The organism is Cupriavidus sp. 05T41 (assembly GCF_056396525.1).
The window spans coordinates 23129-39352 of sequence record NZ_JBFTLQ010000019.1 but is presented as its reverse complement, the minus strand read 5'-3'; the positions used below and the strand labels follow the sequence as shown (position 1 = coordinate 39352).

Below are 16224 nucleotides of genomic sequence, written 5' to 3'. Positions count from 1 at the left end.
GCATGAAGCGATCAGCAGCCGAAATTCTCCGCGAATACGGGCCCTTTCCGGGTGTCGACCATGTGCATGGCGTCACATATGACGGCCAGCGCGTCTGGCTGGCTGCCGGAGACAAGCTCAACGCCTTCGATCCGGCAAGCGGGGAGACGCTGCGCTCGATCGATGTCGCCGCGCAGGCGGGAACGGCCTTCGACGGCCGGCACCTGTTCCAGATCGCCGGCGATCGCATCCAGAAGATCGATCCGGACACCGGCCGCGTGCTCGCCACCATCCCGGCGCCCGGCGGCGGCGGCGACTCGGGGCTGGCGTGGGCCGAAGGGACGCTCTGGGTGGGCCAGTATCGGGACCGCAAGATCCATCAGGTCGATCCCCTGACAGGGGCGATTCTCCGCACCATCGCGTCCAACCGCTTCGTCACCGGGGTCACCTGGATCGACGGGGAACTGTGGCACGGCACCTGGGAAGATGAGGCGAGCGATCTGAGGCGGGTCGATCCGCGCACGGGCGAGGTCCTGGAGAGCCTCGAGATGCCGCCTGGCGTCGGCGTATCGGGGCTCGAGTCCGATGGCGGCGACCAGTTCTTCTGCGGAGGCGGAAGCAGCGGCAAGGTCAGGGCCGTCCGCCGGCCCAGGCCAGGCCTGGCGGACGGCAGCGGCCCCGCGATTCCCGCCGGCTCCGCTGGCGAGTAAGCGGGGCGGCCGGCAGCTTCAGTCGACCTGCGCGTTCGATTGCTTGACGACGGCGGTCCACTTCTGCATCTCGCCATTCACGAAGCCAGGCAATTGCGCCGTCTCCAGCGTGGCAGCCTCCAGGCCCTGCGCCGCCAGTTGCTTCTGGACGGCCGGATCCTGCAGTACCGCCTGCATCGTCTGCACCAGGCGGGTCCGCGCCTGGGCACCGAGTCCGGCCGGGCCGGCCAGCATGAACCAGGCCGTCAGGTCGAAGCCGGGATAGCCCGACTCGGCCACCGTCGGCACGTCAGGCGCCGCCACCGAGCGGCGCTGGCTGCTTGCGGCCAGCGCGCGCAGCTTGTGGCCCTTGAGGTAGGGCAGCACGGCCACCGGGTGATAGAACATGAAGTCCACCTGCCCGCCCAGCACCGCGGTCAACGCCTGGCCGCCTTCCTTGAACGGCACGTGCGTCATGCTCACGCCCGCCATCGACTTGAGCAGTTCGCCCGCCAGGTGGCCGGAGGTACCGCTGCCCGCCGAGCCGAACGACAGCTTGTCCGGATGTGCCTTGGCGTAAGCGATCAGGTCGGCCAGCGTCTTGTACGGCGCGTCCTCGCGGACCACCAGCAGCGTCGGCGTATAGCCCGGGATGCCGATGAACGAGAAGTCCTTGCCCGGATCGTACGGCAGCTTGCGATAGAGCGCCTTGTTGATGGCGAGCGTGCCGACGGTGCCCATCGTGAGCGTATAGCCGTCGCCCTTGGACTTGGCGACATAGTCGGTGCCGATCGCGCCGCCCGCGCCAGCCTTGTTCTCCACCACGATCGGCTGGCCGAGTTTCTTGCCCATGGCCTCGCCGATGATGCGCGCGGTGATGTCCGTGGACGTGCCGCCGCCAAACGGCACCACCAGCCGTACCGGCCTGGAGGGATAGTCGTCGGCCCGGGCAAGGCCGGCGATGAGGGTGAAGGCAGCCATCGCGGCTGCCGCCGTCAGTATCTTCTTCATGTCTCCTCCTTTGCGGATTGTCAGGAACCGGTCTGTGCCGGACTTCCCGTTTGCGCCAGTGCGGCGCGGACTTCTTCGCGAACCTGTTCGTTATGCTCGCCCAGCAACGGCGGCGCCATCACATCCAGCGCGCGCTGCCCGTCGAACGACACCGGACTGCGTACCGTCCTGAATTCCCCGAGCGTGGGATGCTGCCCCGTGACCAGCAGTTGCAGGTGCCTGGCCTGCGGGTCTTCCAGCGCCTCGCTGGTGTCGTACATCGGCGCGTGCGGCACATCCTCCGCCTCCAGCCGCTCGCACCATTGTGCCCGCGGGCGCTGGCGGAACAGGCCGCCGAGCAGGTCGATCAGCGCCTCCTGGCTGCCAATGCGCGCTTCGCGCGTGGCAAAGCGCGGGTCCTTGAACAGGTCCGGGCGCTCGATGGCGTTGGCCAGCCCCTGCCAGAATTTCTCGGGCGACGACATGTGCAGGGCGATCCATTTGCCGTCGCCGCACTCCAGCACATACGACTGCGACACACTGGGGCGGCTGTACGGACCCATGACTTCGCCGGCCGAATAGTAATGCGTGAAGGCGTCGAGGTTGAAATGGCTCATCGCCTCCAGCATCGACACTTCCACCTTGCGGCCCACGCCGGTGCGGTTGCGCTCATGGAGTGCGCCAAGGATGCCGTACGCGGCGTAGAAACCCGTCATCGCATCGGCAATCGCCGGGCCGACCACGCGCGGATTGGCCGGGTTGACCAGCAGGTTCAGGAAGCCGCTGGCCGCCTGCGCCACCGTGTCGTAGCTCGGGCGCGACGCTGCCGGCCCGGTGGCGCCAAAGCCGCTGATGGCGCAATAGATGAGGCGCGGATTGAGCTCGCGCAAGCGCGCCTCCCCTGCGCCCAGGCGCTCCGCCGCGCCGGGGCGGAAGTTCTGGATATAGACGTCGGCGTCTCGCACCAGATCGTCGAAGACCTGCAGGTCCTCGGGATGCTTGGTGTTGAGGGTGATGCTGCGCTTGTTGCGGTTGTAGGTCTGGAAATGCGGGCTGTAGAGCCCTCCCTTGAACGCGCGGAACGGGTCACCGGTCTCGGGCTGCTCGATCTTCACGACGTCGGCACCGAGGTCGCCAAGCAGCATGCCGGCGGCGGGTCCGGTAATAAAGGTCCCCTGTTCCAGGACCTTGACGCCTTGCAGGACTTTGATCATCTGAAGCTCCGTCTACGGTCAGGCTTGCGGGTCGAAGCCGGCGGGCGTCTCGCCGGTGTAGACCACTTCGCGCGTAGCCTGGTACGACAGCGCAAAGCCGATCGAGTGGCGCAGCTCTTCGCTCAGGTGCGCGATCAGGCCGCCGGTGCGCGCCAGGATCGGCACGCCCTTGAGGGCATTGAGCGGAAAGCCCACGCCCAGCAGCACGGCCGGAATCGCCGCCGAGACGTTGAGGCTGAGCTCCTTGCCGACAATGCCGGGGATGACGGATTCCACGGCATCGGCGATATCGATGTAGGTGGTATCGGCGCCCGCCTCGCGCGCCACGTTGATCAGCGCGGCCACGCGCGGATCGCGCGCCTTGTGCAGCGGGTGGCCATAGCCGGGGATGGCGCGGCGCGCCTCGCGCCAGGCGTGGACAACGGCCTTGGCCGCCTGCTCGATGGTCTCGCCGCCCGCCATGCGCTCGCGCACTTCCGTAAACAGCACGCCGGCGGTCTCTGACGCGCCCAGGATGACCGAGCCGCAGCCGAGGATGCCGGCCGCCACCGCGCCCTGCAGCGCATCGGGCGCCGCGGCCAGCGTCATGCGGCTGGCCTGCACGCTCGGCACCAGCCCGTGCTCTGCAATGGCGACCAGCGTCGCGTCCACCACCTTGACCGCGGCGGCGTCGGGCCGCTTGCCCGTGACCAGGAAGTAGAAGTACTCGGTAAAGCTGAGCTTGCCGATCAGGTCCTGGCACAGGTCCGCGCCGCGGACCACGATGGTTTCCGTGCTGGACGTGCTGATGGCGGTCTGCGGGATGGTTTCCTTGCCGATCTTCATGGTGGTGGGGTCTCCGTTGGTATAGGGCTGGTCTGGCTAGTCTATGGGCACCGCCATCACAGATGGAAATGATTAATTTCACTCAAAACCATCGATGGCATCTATGTAAGATAGCGGGATCCCCGAACCCTGCTGGCAGCACCCCATGGAACTCCGACATCTGCGCTACTTCGAAGCGCTGGCCGAAACCTTGAATTTCACGCGCGCGGCAGAGCGCGTGCATGTGACGCAATCAACACTGTCGCACCAGATCCGGCAACTGGAGGAAGAGATCGGCCAGCCCCTGTTCGACCGCGTCGGCAAGCGCGTTTCCATGACGGAGGCCGGCGAGACCCTGCTGCTCCATATCGGCCCGGCGCTGCGGCAGGTGGACCGCGCCATCCATGCCGTGCGCGACGAAAAGGAGCCGCTGGTGGGCGAGGTCCGGGTCGGCGCGACGCATAGCTTCAATATCCGGCTGATCCCGCAGTGCGTGTCGTTGTTCCTGGGCCGCTACCCTTCGGTGCGCGTGATCGTGGAAGAGCTGAGCGCGGCCGATATCACCGAGCGCCTCGCTGAGGGCAAGCTCGACCTGGGCGTGTCATACCGGCCGGCGCAGGCCGATGCGCTGTTCTTCGAGCCGCTGTACAACGAGGAAATGAAGCTGGTCGTGAGCGACCGCCACCCCATGGCCGGCCGAAAGCGTGCGCGCATGGTGGAGCTGCACGGCATGCGCATGGTGCTGCTGCCCTCCTACTTTGCCACCCGCCAGTTGCTCGACGAGTGCTTCCGGGCGGCTGCGGCGGAACCCCAGGTCATCGCCGAGCTCAATTCGATCGCGCCAATGCTGGAGTTGGTGCGCCAGACCGATATCGCGGCCGTGATCGGCGCAAGCGCGGAGTCCGATGGCGAAGGCCTGCGCTTCATCGCGCTAGAAAGCCCCACGCCGCAGCGCACGCCAGGCCTGCTCTGGAAGCGTGGCGCAGCGCGCGCGGTACCCGTGCGGTTTTTTGCCACCACGGTACGGCGCGTGGTGGAGCGGCTCGGACAGAAAGGCTGAGGGCGATCTCGCCGGCAACGCCCTGTCGTGCCGCAACGCGGCCTGCCGAAGCGGATCTCCGCGCCGGGCTATTCCCTCACCTTCCCGGCGGCCTGGTCAATCCGGCCCCTTACGACGCCAATCGCCTGCTTGAGCGCGTAGACATCCTGGAAGTAGCGATGCGGAATCCGGATCTGGCTGGCATGCGCATCGATGTTCTCGATTTCATCGCGCCATTGCGCAATCTGGTCCGGGGTCGGCTGCCCGTTTTTCCATATTTCATCTTCCAGCGCCTTGATTTCGCGATACCAGACCACGAGCCGGTTCTTGATCCGCGCCTCCGCCATGCGCGGCAATGCCTGCAGCAGGCCCAGCAGCAAGGCCATGAAGGGAAGCAGGATCAGCAGGCGCCGTTCGATAAAGCTGGCAAGCCAGAATGGAAGGTAGCGCTGCAGGAAAGGACGACCCGATCTGAAGTAGCGGGTGCTTTCGTCCGAGACGGGAAATTCATCGCTGTTCAGGTTGGGAAACGTGCCTAGCGGCGTGAAGTAGTCCTCGCCGCCGTGGACGGTCCTGGCCGCTTCCAGCAGCAGGTAGACCAGGGCCGGATGCAGCGTGTCCTTGGACACGAGCAGGGCCGTGGCCGCCAGCAGCGTGACGTCAGCCTGCGGGAGATCGTTGACGATGCTGGTCGAGGCGCGCGGGAAGACAATCTTGGAGAGAGACGGGAATTTCTGCACCAGGGCATCGGCCTGGGCAAAGCTCATCAGCTTCAGGTCACTGTTGAGCAGCGTCTGCTGCATCTCGGCATCCGGCCTGCCGATAAAGAACGCCGCATCCAGGCCACCCTCCTCGAGGCCTTGATATGCCTTGGCTGCATCCATTTCCAGCAACCTGGTATTGCCGTCGGTGACGCCACTATGCGCGAGCAAGACCCGGGCGACGTTGAGCAAGCCGCTGCCCGGCACGCCGATGGCGACCCTTTTGCCGCGCAATTGTGCCAGCCGGTCGACGGTGATGCCGCCACGGTAAAACACCCAGATCGGTTCATACGAGATGGCAGCGATGGTCTGCAGGCGGTCGGTTTCCTCCGGACTGGCGGTGCCCGACTGGATAAAGCCCACTTCGTATTCGCTGCCCGGATTCTTCAGCCGCGCGTAATTCTCGACCGAGCCGGACGAACTGCGGATATCGAGCTTGATGCCGTCGCGCTTGAGGATGGGGGCATAGCGATCGGCGAAGCCGCGGTAGATGCCCTTGTCCGCCCCGGTCGTGATGACGATCGTGCGCTGGATGGCGGGCTTGAGCACTGTCGCCAGCCCCCAGGCCAGCGCGGCCAGCAGCAGTATCGCGCCAATGACGAGAAGCCGCCGGCGCCCCGGTGTCATGGGGGTCTTCTGGCTACGGTGAAGCGCTGGGTTCTGCCTGGGCATCGTTTGGCCTCTCTTGCCAGCCCGCTCCCGCGCCGGGCGGGCCAGGAGCAAGCGTTTGCGTGGCGGCGTTGCTGGAAGCCACCGCTGACACGAGGAAGGTCGTCGCCCTGGCCGCAACGGCCGGGCGATCCTTGCCCGCTCGCTCCGGGCCGGCGCCTGATACTTTTTTTCCCGTCAGGACGGCCCTGGCATCTCGTCAAGCACCGCACGAACGAAGGCGCCCATCGAGGCGAGCGATCGGCGGCCAGCATCGACCTGTTGATAGAACAGGCTCCACGCATGAATCATGTCAGGCCAGAGTTCCAGCCTGGCTCGCAAGTTCGCCTCGCCCGCCCGCTGGGCGAGACGGATCGAATCGTCGAGCAGCGTTTCTGCCGTGCCGACCTGAATCAGCATCGGAGGAAGCCCGGTGAGATCGGCATGAACCGGCGAGACAAGCGGCATGCGCGGACTGGCGCCGTTCAAATAGGCCGCCGCCGCTTCGAGCAGGTATGGCTTCTGGATCAGGGGATCCACGGCTGCCTTGGTCACCATGGACTCGCCGGTCATTTCCAGATCGGTCCATGGCGAACTCAACCACGTGCAGGCAGGAAGGGGAATGCCCAGGTCTCGCAACGAGACGAGCGTCGCCAACGCCAGTCCGCCGCCTGCGCTTTCCCCGGCCAGTGCAATGTTCGCGGGTTCATAGCCCTGCGACAGCAGAAATCGATACCCGGCGATCGCATCCTCCAGGGCAGCGGGAAACGGGTGCTCGGGCGCAAGCCTGTAGTCCAGAGCCAAGGTGCGGGTCCGTGCCTCTCGCCCAATCTGCGCGACCATGTGCCGGTGGCTGAGAAGAGAGCCCGAGATATACGCCCCCCCATGGAGAAACACCAGGACCCGCGCCGGATCGGCCGCGGGTGTCATGGTCCATTCGGCGGGAACGCCGTCGACATTGGCGGCCTCGACCTGCACGTCCGGCGCCACGGGATAGCGGCCGAGCAACGAGTCCAGACGCTTGCGCCGTTCGGAAAGCTCGCCCGGACGGGGCTGGCTTGCCAGTAGGTTGCGGACAGCTTCGATCTGGGGATCGGACATCTTGCGGCTCCTGGAGGAGGACGATCGGAAGACGTGGCGGGAGGCCTCCGACCGTTGGCCTTGCCGGCCATGCAGCGTGCCGCGCGCGGCAGAGCGAACTCTCAACACTTTAGGCTGCACGGTCGGTAAATTCAAAGAGGCCGGAACGCGATGCCATGGGCACCATGGATGTCCGGCGCGAAACACTGGCGAGTTGCCTCTCGTCTCTGCCCGCCCTGCTTGGCAGAGACCGTAGCGCAAGGGGTAGGTCAATGAACGATGCCGAGGCCGCACTCTCACGCGGTACGTTGTTGGGCGACGCGACCAACGTCGGTTCGGAGCCAGCGCGCAGAAAATCGGCGCCATCTAGCCGGATGCCGCGCTTTCGCCACTCTCGAGCCGATCGAATCGAGCTCGGCGAGGGCGCGGCCGTTGTCGCGCAGATTCACGGCGTGCTCTGCGCACGCCAGCAACTTGCTCGCGCTACGCTCTAGGCTGCCACACTGCCGACGCAAGTCCCGCACCCTGCCGCACCCTGCCACATCCGCCCGCCGTTGCCGGCGGCCAGCGCCGCGATGCATCCCGCGCAGCTAGGCATCGAGCGCCCACACGTCGCGTAGCGCGTCCCGCATGGCGATGATTGCCGGGTCCTGCTCGCGCGCTTCCTGGTACAGCAGGCACAGACGGGTATCGCGCTCGTAGCCGCTCAGCCGGATCGCTTCGCCCGCGGCCTCGGCCCGTTGCGCCAGCTCATCGCGCAGCAGGCCGATTCCCACGCCGGCGGCCACCAGCGCGCCGATCAGCGCTTCGTGATCGGCCTCGACAGTGCCGGCCGGATGAATGCCCGCCTGCGCGCAGATCTCCGCCATCATCTCCTGGTGCGCACTGTCCGGCGTCATGCGAAGCCAGGGCAAGCGGGCCAGTTCTTGCGCATCGGCACCGCCAAGGCGCGCGCCCCACGATGGCGGCGCCACCAGGCAAAAGCTCAGCGACTTCAGGAGCAGCGCACGCGCGCCCCTCGGCGTTGTCCTGGCGACCAGGATGGCCGCATCGATCTCGGAACTCTGCAGCGCCGCCCGCAGCCATGGCGTGCGTCCGACCTGCAGGTCGATCTTCAGCCCGGGATACTGCGTGACCATATGCTGCATGAAGGGTCCGATGCGCAGCATCGCAGGATCCAGCATCACCACGCCGACACGCAGATGGCCCTCGATCTGGCCACGCAAACCCTTCGCGGCGTTCACGAAGTTGCCAAACGCTTCGATCGCGCTCTCTGCGCGGCCCAGGAGTTCCTGCCCGCTCTGCGTCAGCGTGACCGATGATGTGGAACGCGACAGCAGGCGAACCCCGAGATCCTCTTCAAGCTGCCTGAGCTGGCCGCTGACGGCGGGCTGCGTGATGTGCAGCGCCTCGGCGGCCCTCGTGACGCTGGCCAGGCGCGCGACCGTGACGAAGGTCCTGAGTTGACGGATATCCATGGCGAAACCTGATGAGTGGCGCCCCTGCGCCGGGGCCGATGGCGCATCGCGCCGGGAGCGGGATTTCACCTTCGCGGCACGGGAAAGCCGCAAAAGCCTGGCTTATGAGCTTCATCGCGATATGTGATTTCCGGTGTGCGGACACGAACATTATTCTGGAACACGCCAGGCGCCACAACCCGGGAGCAACCCAGGGTGCGAGGAGCGCCGAAGGCCGAACACAAACCAGAAGGAGACCTCATGGATACGAACCCTGCCACCGGCAATGGCCCCGACGAAAATATGCCGGCATTGTGCCGCCTGAGCGCGAGCGAAGCCGTCAGGCTGCTCAGGCAAGGGGAAATCGCGCCCCTGGATCTGGTGGACGCCGCGATCGCGCGCATCGAGGCGGTCGATCCGGTGATCAACGCTTTGCCGATTCGCTGCTTCGAGGCAGCCCGCAAGGTTGCGAAGGACTTCACCAGGCCCGCCGACGACGTCGCGGGCGATCCTGGCTGGCTGGCCGGCCTGCCGATCGCGGTCAAGGACTATAACGACCTGGGCGGCTGCCCCACCACTTACGGGTCGCCCATCTACGCGAATCGCATCGCCGCGCGCTCGGACCTGACCATCGCGAACCTGCAGCGGCATGGCGCCATTGCGCTGGCCAAGTCCAACGTTCCCGAGTTCGCCGGCGCCAATACGTTCAATACCGTATTTGGCGCCACGCGCAACCCCTGGAATACCGCACTGACGGTGGGCGGATCGTCCGGCGGCTCGGCCGCGGCGCTTGCCGCCGGCATGGTCTGGCTCGCCACCGGCAATGACCTGGGCGGCAGCCTGCGCATCCCTGCGAGCTACTGCGGCGTCGTGGGCATGCGCCCGAGCGTGGGGCGGGTGGCGCGACCGGAGTCGGTGGTCCCCTTCGACCCGCTCTGGGTGGAGGGGCCGATGGGACGCTGCGTCGCGGATGTCGCCCTGATGCTCGACGCGCAGGCGGGATTCGATGCGCGCGATCCGCTCTCGCTACCACGCCCGCAAGTCCCTTTCTCGCATGCGGTCCGCCGTCCTGTCGCGCCGGTCCGGGTCGGCTACAGCGCGGACCTCGGCATTGGCAAGGTGGATGCCGAGGTCGCGGCGCTGTGCCGGGCAGCGGCCCTGCGCTTCGCGGATTTCGGCACCGTCGTGGACGATGGCCAGCCAGACCTTGCCGGCGGCTTCGAGGCCTTCCAGACCTTGCGCGCCAACCTGGTTGCCGCCGTCAGGGGCCCCCTGCTCGAAGCACACCGCGAACACATCTGCGAGGAGATCGTCTGGAACATCGAGAAAGGCCGCAAGCAGAGCGGCGAGGATGTGGCGCGCGCAGAACGCTTGCGCGGCGAGCTGTTCATGCGCGTTGGCGCCTTCTTCGCGCATCACGACCTGTTGATCTGCCCGACGGTGGCCGTGCCCCCGTACCCCGTCGCGCAGCGCTATCCGACGCAGATCAATGGCGAGCCGCTGGGCTCGTATATCGACTGGATGTATCTCACCTTCGTGCTGACGCTGACCGGCTGCCCCGCGATCTCGGTTCCGATCGGGCTGACTTCCGACGGCCGTCCGGTCGGCCTGCAGTTGCTGGGACGGCCGCGCGGCGACTTCGACCTGCTGTCGGCCGCCGCGCTGCTCGAACAGACACTTGGCATGGCAAGCCAGGTACCGCGCAGCCCGCGCCTGGCCGGGGCGCTGTAGCCCTGTGATTTCCGCACCGGCAGGCAAGCGTGCTGGCACGCCAGCCGCTTCGCCTCCCGGGGAAGACTGTGCAACGTGAGAGGCAGGATCATGTCAGTTCAAGAAAAGCAGTGCATCGCCGGCTCCGGCAGCCAGCAGATCGACAACCATGCATACCAGGCACCGCTGCTGGAGCGTCTGGCGCTGCGCGTCACCGCGTGGTGCGAAAAGTGGTATCCCGATGCCTACGTCTTCGTGGCGCTGACCGTGCTGGCGGTGGCGCTCGGGGCGCTGGCGATCGGCGCGTCGCCCCGCGCGGTCTCGGTGGCGTTCGGCAATGGGTTCTGGAGCCTGATCCCGTTCACCATGCAGATGACCATGGTCGCGATTACCGGCTACGTCATTGCCTCATCCCCGCCCATGGCCAGGCTGGTCGCCCTCGCCGCGCAGGTGCCAAGGAACGGCAGGACAGCGGTGGCCTATGTCGCCCTGGTCAGCGTGCTGGCCTCGCTGCTGCACTGGGCGATCAGCCTGGTCTTCGCAGGCCTGCTGGCCAAGGCCCTGGCGCGGCGCGAATCGTTGCGGATGGACTATCGCGCCGCCGGCGCGGCGGCCTACCTGGGCCTCGGCGCGACCTGGGCCATGGGCCTCAGCTCGTCCGCGGCGCAGTTGCAGGCCAACCCCGCCAGCATCCCGGCGAGCCTGCTGCCCATCACCGGCGTGATCCCGTTCAGCGAGACCCTCTTCCTGTGGCAGAGCCTGGTCATCACGTGCGCACTGGTAGCCGTGTCCACGCTGATCGCCTACTGGACCGCGCCTTCGCCGGCACGGGCCAGGACCGCAGCGGATCTCGGCGTGCAGATCGAGCCGGTCGACTACACCATGGCGCCACGCACCCGGCCGGGCGAATGGCTCGAATACAGCCCCTTGCTTACCCTGGGCATCGTGGCGCTCGGGCTCGGCTGGGTCTGGACCGAGTTCGCAGGCAAGCACTGGCTGATCGCCATCTCCGGGCTCAATACCTATAATCTCATCTTTCTCTTGCTTGGCATGCTCCTGCACTGGCGCCCCAGGAGCTTTCTCGGCGCAGTCACCAAGGCCGTGCCGACGACCGCCGGCGTACTGATCCAGTTTCCGCTGTATGGCGCCATCGCCGGCATGCTCACGATGGCAAAGGGGGCAGGCGGAGAGTCATTGACGCACCACCTCTCGACGCTGTTCGTCAGCGTCGCGTCGACCGACAGCTTTCCCCTGCTGATCGGAGCGTATTCCGCGGTGCTCGGCTTTCTCATGCCCTCCGGCGGCGGCAAGTGGATCATCGAAGCGCCCTACGTCATGCAGGCCGCAAACGACCTCCATGTGCACCTCGGCTGGGCGGTGCAGATCTACAACGCGGCCGAGGCCCTGCCAAACCTGATCAATCCGTTCTGGATGCTGCCGCTGCTGGGCATATTGGGACTGAAGGCCCGCGACCTGGTCGGATTCACCTTTGCGCAACTGCTGACGCATGCGCCGCTGGTATTGCTGCTGCTGTGGTTGCTGGCCCCCACCCTGGCCTACCATCCGCCGCTGCAGCCATGACGCGGCACTGGCGTGCTTGCTGCCGCGCTCTCCGGGCAGCACGATACGCGCCAGTCCCGTGGGGCAATCCGGCATTGCCCCATCCGATCGAAAATTCCCGCCCGGCCGACATGAGTACAATCACCGCCGGGCGCGCAATCACGCGCCCTAAGAAAGCAAAAAAATAAGGGGGAACAAGAAGAATGGCAGTCCTGCAACTCAAGAACCAATTACTCGGCCTGGCGCTGGCCCTTGCCGCACAGGCAGCGCTCGCGGCAACCTGCGCGCCGGACTACCGCGGCACCGTCAACTGCCCGAGCAACTCCGCCTGCATGATGACCCGCTCCGGCGAGGTGCGCTGTGCGAAAGACGGCGGCGGCATCGCGCTGGACCGGGAAGGCGATGCCCGCTGCGGCGCGGGCCGGTGCGCACTCGACATGAAGGGCAATGTGCAGTGCTCCACGGCCGTGGGCGGCGGCGCGAGCCTTGACAGCTCGGGGGCGGTGGTCTGCGATGCGGGATGCCGGGCAGGATCGGGGTCGGCCTGTTCTTCACCGAGGTAAATCGCTGCTCGCGCCGCCTTGCGCGGCGCCCCGCATCGCAGCGGGGCCGGCGGCGCCCGCCTGCCAGCCGCCTTCGTCAGTCCGGCTTGATCCCCCCGCGCTTGACGACCTCTGCCCAGCGCCGGGTGTCATCCGTCACGACTTTCTGCAACGCCCCCGGATCGCCGCAGGTAGGTACCGCGCCCAGTTGCGCGAAGTGGGTGCGCGTCTCGGGCAGCTTGCACAGCGCCACCAGTTCGCTCGACAGTTTCTCGATGCGGGCCGCCGGCGTCCTGGCCGGGGCCATCACGCCCACCCATACGGGCGCCTCGAGCCCCTGCAGGCCGGTGACATCGCTGACGGTAGGCAGGTTCGCCAGCCCCGGCAGCGATGTCCGGGAGAACGTGCCGAGCAGGCGGGCCTTGCCGCTCTCGACCATCGGCTCGATCGAGGCCGCACTGGTCATCAGCAATTGCACCTGCCCGCCCAGCAGGTCGGTCAGCGCCGGACCGGCGCCGCGATAGGGCACGTGCAGCAGGCGGACGTTCGCCGCCTGCGCCAGCAGTTCGCCACTGAGATGAGACACCGTGCCGTTGCCGGTGGAGGCGAAGCTGACCACACCGGGATGCGCCCTGGCGTCCTTCAGCACGTCGCCCAGCGTCTTGTAGGCGCTGTTGGCACGCACGGCGACGGTCATCGGCGTATCCGCGATCAGCGCCACGGGCGCGAGGTCTTTCTGCGGCGAGTAAGGCAGCCTGGGGTTCAGCGACGGTGCGATGGAAATCGCGCCGCCCGTGGCCAGCAACACCGTGGTTCCGTCCGCCGGGCCCTTGGCCACGTAGTCGGCGGCCAGCATGCCGCCAGCCCCGACCTTGTTTTCCACGATGACCGGCACGCCCAGGCGGCTCCCGAGCTTTTCGCCGAGATAGCGGGCAATCACGTCCTGCGACCCGCCCGTAGCGAAGGGCACGATGATCCGCAGCGGCTTCCCGTCGGTCTGCGCAAGCGCCGGCGAGAGCAGCATGGCTGCGAAGGAACATAGCGCGAAAAGCTTGACGGACGATCTCATCTAATTTCCCAAGGTAACGTAAGCAATGCGTTCGAACGGTGCCGGCGCCCAGCCGCCAGCGCAACCGGCCGCGAGAACAGAATCCTCGCACAAGTCGGCCGGAGATCGTTGGATCCAGGCCAACGCATTGGTCCCGCTGTTGGGCGGAACCCGTCATCCGTTGCGCGATTTGGGCCGGCCCGCGCACCCGATACGCCCTGGAAGGATGGCATGGCCTGTGCATAGTGAATCGAAGGCCGGGCGCCAGCCACGCGCTTCGCGCGCTGGGCGCGGTGGGCCACTCACAAGGAACAAGCCATGAACGCCAGATCCCTCTATACCGTCTTCGCCATCACCGCGGCACTGACAGCCGCGTTCCTCGCCGGCGAGACGGTCGCGCTCACCAACAATATCGACGCAGACAAGCTCAGCACCGTCATCGACAACGCCAGCCATGCCGATCCCGATGCCGACGGCGAACACGCCTTGGCGGCAGCGGCACGAGGATGCAGCGGCGGGCAGGATGCCAGGCTTCACGTATATGGAGATTGAAGGGCCTGATCCCTGCCATGTCGCCACGGCCTGGACGCGCCAACGAATGGCGAACTCGGCAAAGGTGCGGGATGGCATTGTCCCTTTGAACCGGGACAGGAGATCAGCCTGCAAGCTGGTGCGCGCGCCGCGAACGTCGGCGCAGGAAAGTGGTGCCCATGGGCAGGATCGAACTGCCGACCTCTCCCTTACCAAGGGAGTGCTCTACCACTGAGCCACATGGGCAATTGCTCTAATGCATTTAGCAATGGAGCGGGAGACGAGTCTCGAACTCGCGACCTCAACCTTGGCAAGGTTGCGCTCTACCAACTGAGCTACTCCCGCGTATTGGCATCCCGACCTGAACTCGAACCAGGGACCTGTGGATTAACAGTCCGCAGGCCTCGGTGGATCAAGCCCTGCTTCGGGGGAGCCGAAGTATATCGCAAAAAAACCCGCATGGATTGCGGACTTTCCAATTTTTTTGTCCGGCATCTTCTGCCTCCCCCAGCGCCTTCATTTCCGGTACATCACAACATGATCAAGTTCTGCAGATTGTCCACGAAGCCCGGCGTCATCCGTTACAGGCTGGCCAGCACGCATGCTGTCCCGGCGCGACGAAGGGGAAGCACGGGCAAGGCGGCACGATCGCTGCCGGGGACATGGCCAACGTCACGTATCGGGGGGATGATCCCGGACTATCGCGGGCACCCCTTGCGGGTCATGCGCGGGGACTTGCGAACGCCGCTGGCTTTGCTTGCGCAGTCCGCATTTCTTTCTTCTTGTTGCGCGACGCAGCATTTCCAGCCGGCAGTATTTAGGCAACTGTCCAACGCCAATTGAATTAGAATTCGCGTGCACAGGAATCACCGCTGGTCGACTAGGCACGCATCAGGATTGCGCTATCAGGTTAGTCAAGACACCTCGGAGGATTATCGAGATGCGCCGCGATTTGATTGTTTGCGCCTCGCGCGCCGGCTGGATCGTCAAACTGTCCGGAACCCGCAACGGGATTCTGGAATTCGAACGCCAGGAAGACGCGATAGTCGTGGCGACCAGCCTCGCCGTGCGCAAGGGCGTCGAGCTGCTGCTCGAGGACGGCAACGGGACGCATCGGCTCCCGCGCAATGCCGAGCCCTTCAGCAAAGACACAAAGGCATCTTCGGCCTGACGTTTCCCTCATCCGGCCCTGACGGCGCCCTCCGGGGCGCACCATCCGCCATTTGACGGATAGCACGCACCCGGAACAAACGCGATACTGGGCTCTCTCGTATCTTGACCCGTACGACCTAGGCCGCCCCGCGCGGCCATTTTTTTTGCCTGGCACGCCGCCCCGGCAATGCTGCGGAGATCGGCTCGCCCCGGCGCCGGCCCGCTCAGCCGGCGACGCCGGGAGCCATCAGGTCCTCCAGGAAATAGGCCGCAAGCTGGTGGCGCCCTTCGAGCTGCGCCTTGGCATAAACGTTGGCAGCGTGCTGGCGCACGGTCTTGGCGCGGCTCTCGCGCAGGCCCGCGATTTCCTCTAGCGACAGGCCCTTGACCAACAGCAGGGCCACGTCCTTTTCGGCCGGCGTAAGGTTCCACGCGTCGAACTGCTCCTGCATCTGCACAAGAAAATGCCGCGTGCTCTGCTTGGCAGCGGTATCGCGCTCGATCATGGCGCGCTCGCTCGCCTGCGCCGCATTGCGCAATTCCGCAAAGTCGCGCGCGACGCGCTGCCGCTCCCGCACGAACACAACCAGGATCCACACGAAAACGATGGTCGCGACCGCCTCGGTCAGGAGGTGGTAGTTCACGCCGCTGCTGAGGTGTATCTGACTGAGATCCCATGCCTGGTAGGCAGGGAAGATGGCGAGCAGGAGCAAAAGCTTGGGTGACATGTGGCGAATTCCGGGCAGCAAGACCATCGGCGCAATCCGGCTGCAGCGTGCCGGCCCTGACGGGGAGTCAAATGTAACTGATTCTTGTTCTTAGGAAAAGACCGGTTTTTTGCGGTCCGGCTCCCACAATAAAAAGATGATCATGAGGCATATTTTCTCCGGGACATTTGCCCCGTCCGCGCGCGCACAGCGGCCGCAAAGCCAGTGCTTACAAGGCAAATGCCCCGTACAGGGGGGACATCCGCCTCGCTCCGCCGTTTTTGAATTGAACTCGAGAATGATTCGCATTAGC

Annotated in this window: 16 protein-coding genes and 2 tRNA genes; 8 read left to right on the top strand and 10 right to left on the bottom strand. The window is 66.0% G+C overall.

Going from position 1 to position 16224, the window contains the following annotated elements; all coding sequences use genetic code 11:
- Positions 1–2: 2 nt before the first annotated feature.
- Positions 3–689, top strand: a complete 687-nt coding sequence (locus tag AC1DKV_RS13770) for a Vgb family protein (RefSeq protein ID WP_441616591.1) — start codon at positions 3–5, stop codon at positions 687–689.
- An 18-nt stretch (positions 690–707) separates the two neighbouring features.
- Here AC1DKV_RS13770 and AC1DKV_RS13765 read toward each other — a convergent pair whose 3' ends face one another.
- Genes AC1DKV_RS13765 through AC1DKV_RS13755 form a run of 3 tightly spaced genes read right to left on the bottom strand, consistent with a single transcriptional unit; the run spans position 708 to position 3697 of the window.
- Positions 708–1679 (bottom strand): Bug family tripartite tricarboxylate transporter substrate binding protein, encoded by a 972-nt coding sequence (locus tag AC1DKV_RS13765; protein WP_441616589.1) that lies wholly within the window; start codon positions 1677–1679, stop codon positions 708–710.
- 20 nt (positions 1680–1699) lie between these two features.
- Entirely contained in the window at positions 1700–2872 is a 1173-nt protein-coding gene (locus AC1DKV_RS13760) for a CaiB/BaiF CoA transferase family protein (RefSeq protein WP_441616587.1), read from the bottom strand.
- A gap of 18 nt (positions 2873–2890) precedes the next feature.
- Positions 2891–3697, bottom strand: a complete 807-nt coding sequence (locus tag AC1DKV_RS13755; RefSeq protein WP_441616585.1) for a citryl-CoA lyase — start codon at positions 3695–3697, stop codon at positions 2891–2893.
- Between the two features lie 145 nt (positions 3698–3842).
- On the opposite strand from AC1DKV_RS13755, the gene AC1DKV_RS13750 reads away from it, so the two are divergent.
- Positions 3843–4736, top strand: coding sequence for a LysR substrate-binding domain-containing protein (locus AC1DKV_RS13750; protein ID WP_441616583.1), 894 nt, complete (start codon positions 3843–3845; stop codon positions 4734–4736).
- A 68-nt stretch (positions 4737–4804) separates the two neighbouring features.
- Here the strand turns inward: AC1DKV_RS13750 and AC1DKV_RS13745 are convergent, their stop codons facing one another.
- On the bottom strand, positions 4805–6103 hold the full coding sequence (locus tag AC1DKV_RS13745; RefSeq protein ID WP_441616581.1) for a TAXI family TRAP transporter solute-binding subunit: 1299 nt from the start codon (positions 6101–6103) through the stop codon (positions 4805–4807).
- Positions 6104–6322: 219 nt separating this feature from the next.
- Complete coding sequence (locus AC1DKV_RS13740; protein ID WP_441616579.1) at positions 6323–7225, bottom strand: alpha/beta hydrolase; 903 nt, start codon at positions 7223–7225, stop codon at positions 6323–6325.
- A gap of 251 nt (positions 7226–7476) precedes the next feature.
- On the opposite strand from AC1DKV_RS13740, the gene AC1DKV_RS13735 reads away from it, so the two are divergent.
- Positions 7477–7698, top strand: coding sequence for a hypothetical protein (locus tag AC1DKV_RS13735; RefSeq protein WP_441616577.1), 222 nt, complete (start codon positions 7477–7479; stop codon positions 7696–7698).
- Positions 7699–7794: 96 nt separating this feature from the next.
- Here the strand turns inward: AC1DKV_RS13735 and AC1DKV_RS13730 are convergent, their stop codons facing one another.
- Entirely contained in the window at positions 7795–8682 is an 888-nt protein-coding gene (locus AC1DKV_RS13730; RefSeq protein WP_441616575.1) for a LysR family transcriptional regulator, read from the bottom strand.
- A gap of 240 nt (positions 8683–8922) precedes the next feature.
- Here AC1DKV_RS13730 and AC1DKV_RS13725 point away from each other — a divergent pair, with 240 nt between their 5' ends.
- From AC1DKV_RS13725 to AC1DKV_RS13715, 3 genes are all read left to right on the top strand, one after another.
- Positions 8923–10392 carry an amidase gene (locus tag AC1DKV_RS13725; protein ID WP_441616573.1) on the top strand — a complete coding sequence of 490 codons (1470 nt, stop codon included), beginning with the start codon at positions 8923–8925 and terminating at the stop codon, positions 10390–10392.
- A 90-nt stretch (positions 10393–10482) separates the two neighbouring features.
- Positions 10483–11952 carry a short-chain fatty acid transporter gene (locus AC1DKV_RS13720; protein ID WP_441616571.1) on the top strand — a complete coding sequence of 490 codons (1470 nt, stop codon included), beginning with the start codon at positions 10483–10485 and terminating at the stop codon, positions 11950–11952.
- Between the two features lie 182 nt (positions 11953–12134).
- On the top strand, positions 12135–12494 hold the full coding sequence (locus AC1DKV_RS13715) for a hypothetical protein (RefSeq protein WP_441616569.1): 360 nt from the start codon (positions 12135–12137) through the stop codon (positions 12492–12494).
- Between the two features lie 76 nt (positions 12495–12570).
- Here AC1DKV_RS13715 and AC1DKV_RS13710 read toward each other — a convergent pair whose 3' ends face one another.
- Complete coding sequence (locus AC1DKV_RS13710) at positions 12571–13542, bottom strand: Bug family tripartite tricarboxylate transporter substrate binding protein (protein ID WP_441616567.1); 972 nt, start codon at positions 13540–13542, stop codon at positions 12571–12573.
- A gap of 297 nt (positions 13543–13839) precedes the next feature.
- On the opposite strand from AC1DKV_RS13710, the gene AC1DKV_RS13705 reads away from it, so the two are divergent.
- Entirely contained in the window at positions 13840–14073 is a 234-nt protein-coding gene (locus AC1DKV_RS13705) for a hypothetical protein (RefSeq protein ID WP_441616565.1), read from the top strand.
- A gap of 150 nt (positions 14074–14223) precedes the next feature.
- Here AC1DKV_RS13705 and AC1DKV_RS13700 read toward each other — a convergent pair.
- Together AC1DKV_RS13700 and AC1DKV_RS13695 are read right to left on the bottom strand one after the other, a co-directional pair.
- Positions 14224–14298 (bottom strand) — tRNA-Thr (locus AC1DKV_RS13700).
- Positions 14299–14321: 23 nt separating this feature from the next.
- Positions 14322–14397, bottom strand: a tRNA-Gly gene (locus AC1DKV_RS13695).
- Between the two features lie 595 nt (positions 14398–14992).
- Here AC1DKV_RS13695 and AC1DKV_RS13690 point away from each other — a divergent pair.
- Positions 14993–15223, top strand: a complete 231-nt coding sequence (locus tag AC1DKV_RS13690) for a DUF2188 domain-containing protein (protein WP_441616563.1) — start codon at positions 14993–14995, stop codon at positions 15221–15223.
- Between the two features lie 205 nt (positions 15224–15428).
- Here the strand turns inward: AC1DKV_RS13690 and AC1DKV_RS13685 are convergent, their stop codons facing one another.
- Positions 15429–15959 (bottom strand): helix-turn-helix transcriptional regulator, encoded by a 531-nt coding sequence (locus AC1DKV_RS13685; protein ID WP_441616561.1) that lies wholly within the window; start codon positions 15957–15959, stop codon positions 15429–15431.
- Positions 15960–16224: the final 265 nt, after the last annotated feature.

Bases quoted from the DNA above. Each gene is read 5' to 3' on its own strand.
- AC1DKV_RS13770 (WP_441616591.1), top strand. From the start codon at position 3: ATGAAGCGATCAGCAGCCGAAATTCTCCGCGAATACGGGCCCTTTCCG.
- AC1DKV_RS13765 (WP_441616589.1), bottom strand. From the start codon at position 1,679: ATGAAGAAGATACTGACGGCGGCAGCCGCGATGGCTGCCTTCACCCTC.
- AC1DKV_RS13760 (WP_441616587.1), bottom strand. From the start codon at position 2,872: ATGATCAAAGTCCTGCAAGGCGTCAAGGTCCTGGAACAGGGGACCTTT.
- AC1DKV_RS13755 (WP_441616585.1), bottom strand. From the start codon at position 3,697: ATGAAGATCGGCAAGGAAACCATCCCGCAGACCGCCATCAGCACGTCC.
- AC1DKV_RS13750 (WP_441616583.1), top strand. From the start codon at position 3,843: ATGGAACTCCGACATCTGCGCTACTTCGAAGCGCTGGCCGAAACCTTG.
- AC1DKV_RS13745 (WP_441616581.1), bottom strand. From the start codon at position 6,103: ATGACACCGGGGCGCCGGCGGCTTCTCGTCATTGGCGCGATACTGCTG.
- AC1DKV_RS13740 (WP_441616579.1), bottom strand. From the start codon at position 7,225: ATGTCCGATCCCCAGATCGAAGCTGTCCGCAACCTACTGGCAAGCCAG.
- AC1DKV_RS13735 (WP_441616577.1), top strand. From the start codon at position 7,477: ATGAACGATGCCGAGGCCGCACTCTCACGCGGTACGTTGTTGGGCGAC.
- AC1DKV_RS13730 (WP_441616575.1), bottom strand. From the start codon at position 8,682: ATGGATATCCGTCAACTCAGGACCTTCGTCACGGTCGCGCGCCTGGCC.
- AC1DKV_RS13725 (WP_441616573.1), top strand. From the start codon at position 8,923: ATGGATACGAACCCTGCCACCGGCAATGGCCCCGACGAAAATATGCCG.
- AC1DKV_RS13720 (WP_441616571.1), top strand. From the start codon at position 10,483: ATGTCAGTTCAAGAAAAGCAGTGCATCGCCGGCTCCGGCAGCCAGCAG.
- AC1DKV_RS13715 (WP_441616569.1), top strand. From the start codon at position 12,135: ATGGCAGTCCTGCAACTCAAGAACCAATTACTCGGCCTGGCGCTGGCC.
- AC1DKV_RS13710 (WP_441616567.1), bottom strand. From the start codon at position 13,542: ATGAGATCGTCCGTCAAGCTTTTCGCGCTATGTTCCTTCGCAGCCATG.
- AC1DKV_RS13705 (WP_441616565.1), top strand. From the start codon at position 13,840: ATGAACGCCAGATCCCTCTATACCGTCTTCGCCATCACCGCGGCACTG.
- AC1DKV_RS13690 (WP_441616563.1), top strand. From the start codon at position 14,993: ATGCGCCGCGATTTGATTGTTTGCGCCTCGCGCGCCGGCTGGATCGTC.
- AC1DKV_RS13685 (WP_441616561.1), bottom strand. From the start codon at position 15,959: ATGGTCTTGCTGCCCGGAATTCGCCACATGTCACCCAAGCTTTTGCTC.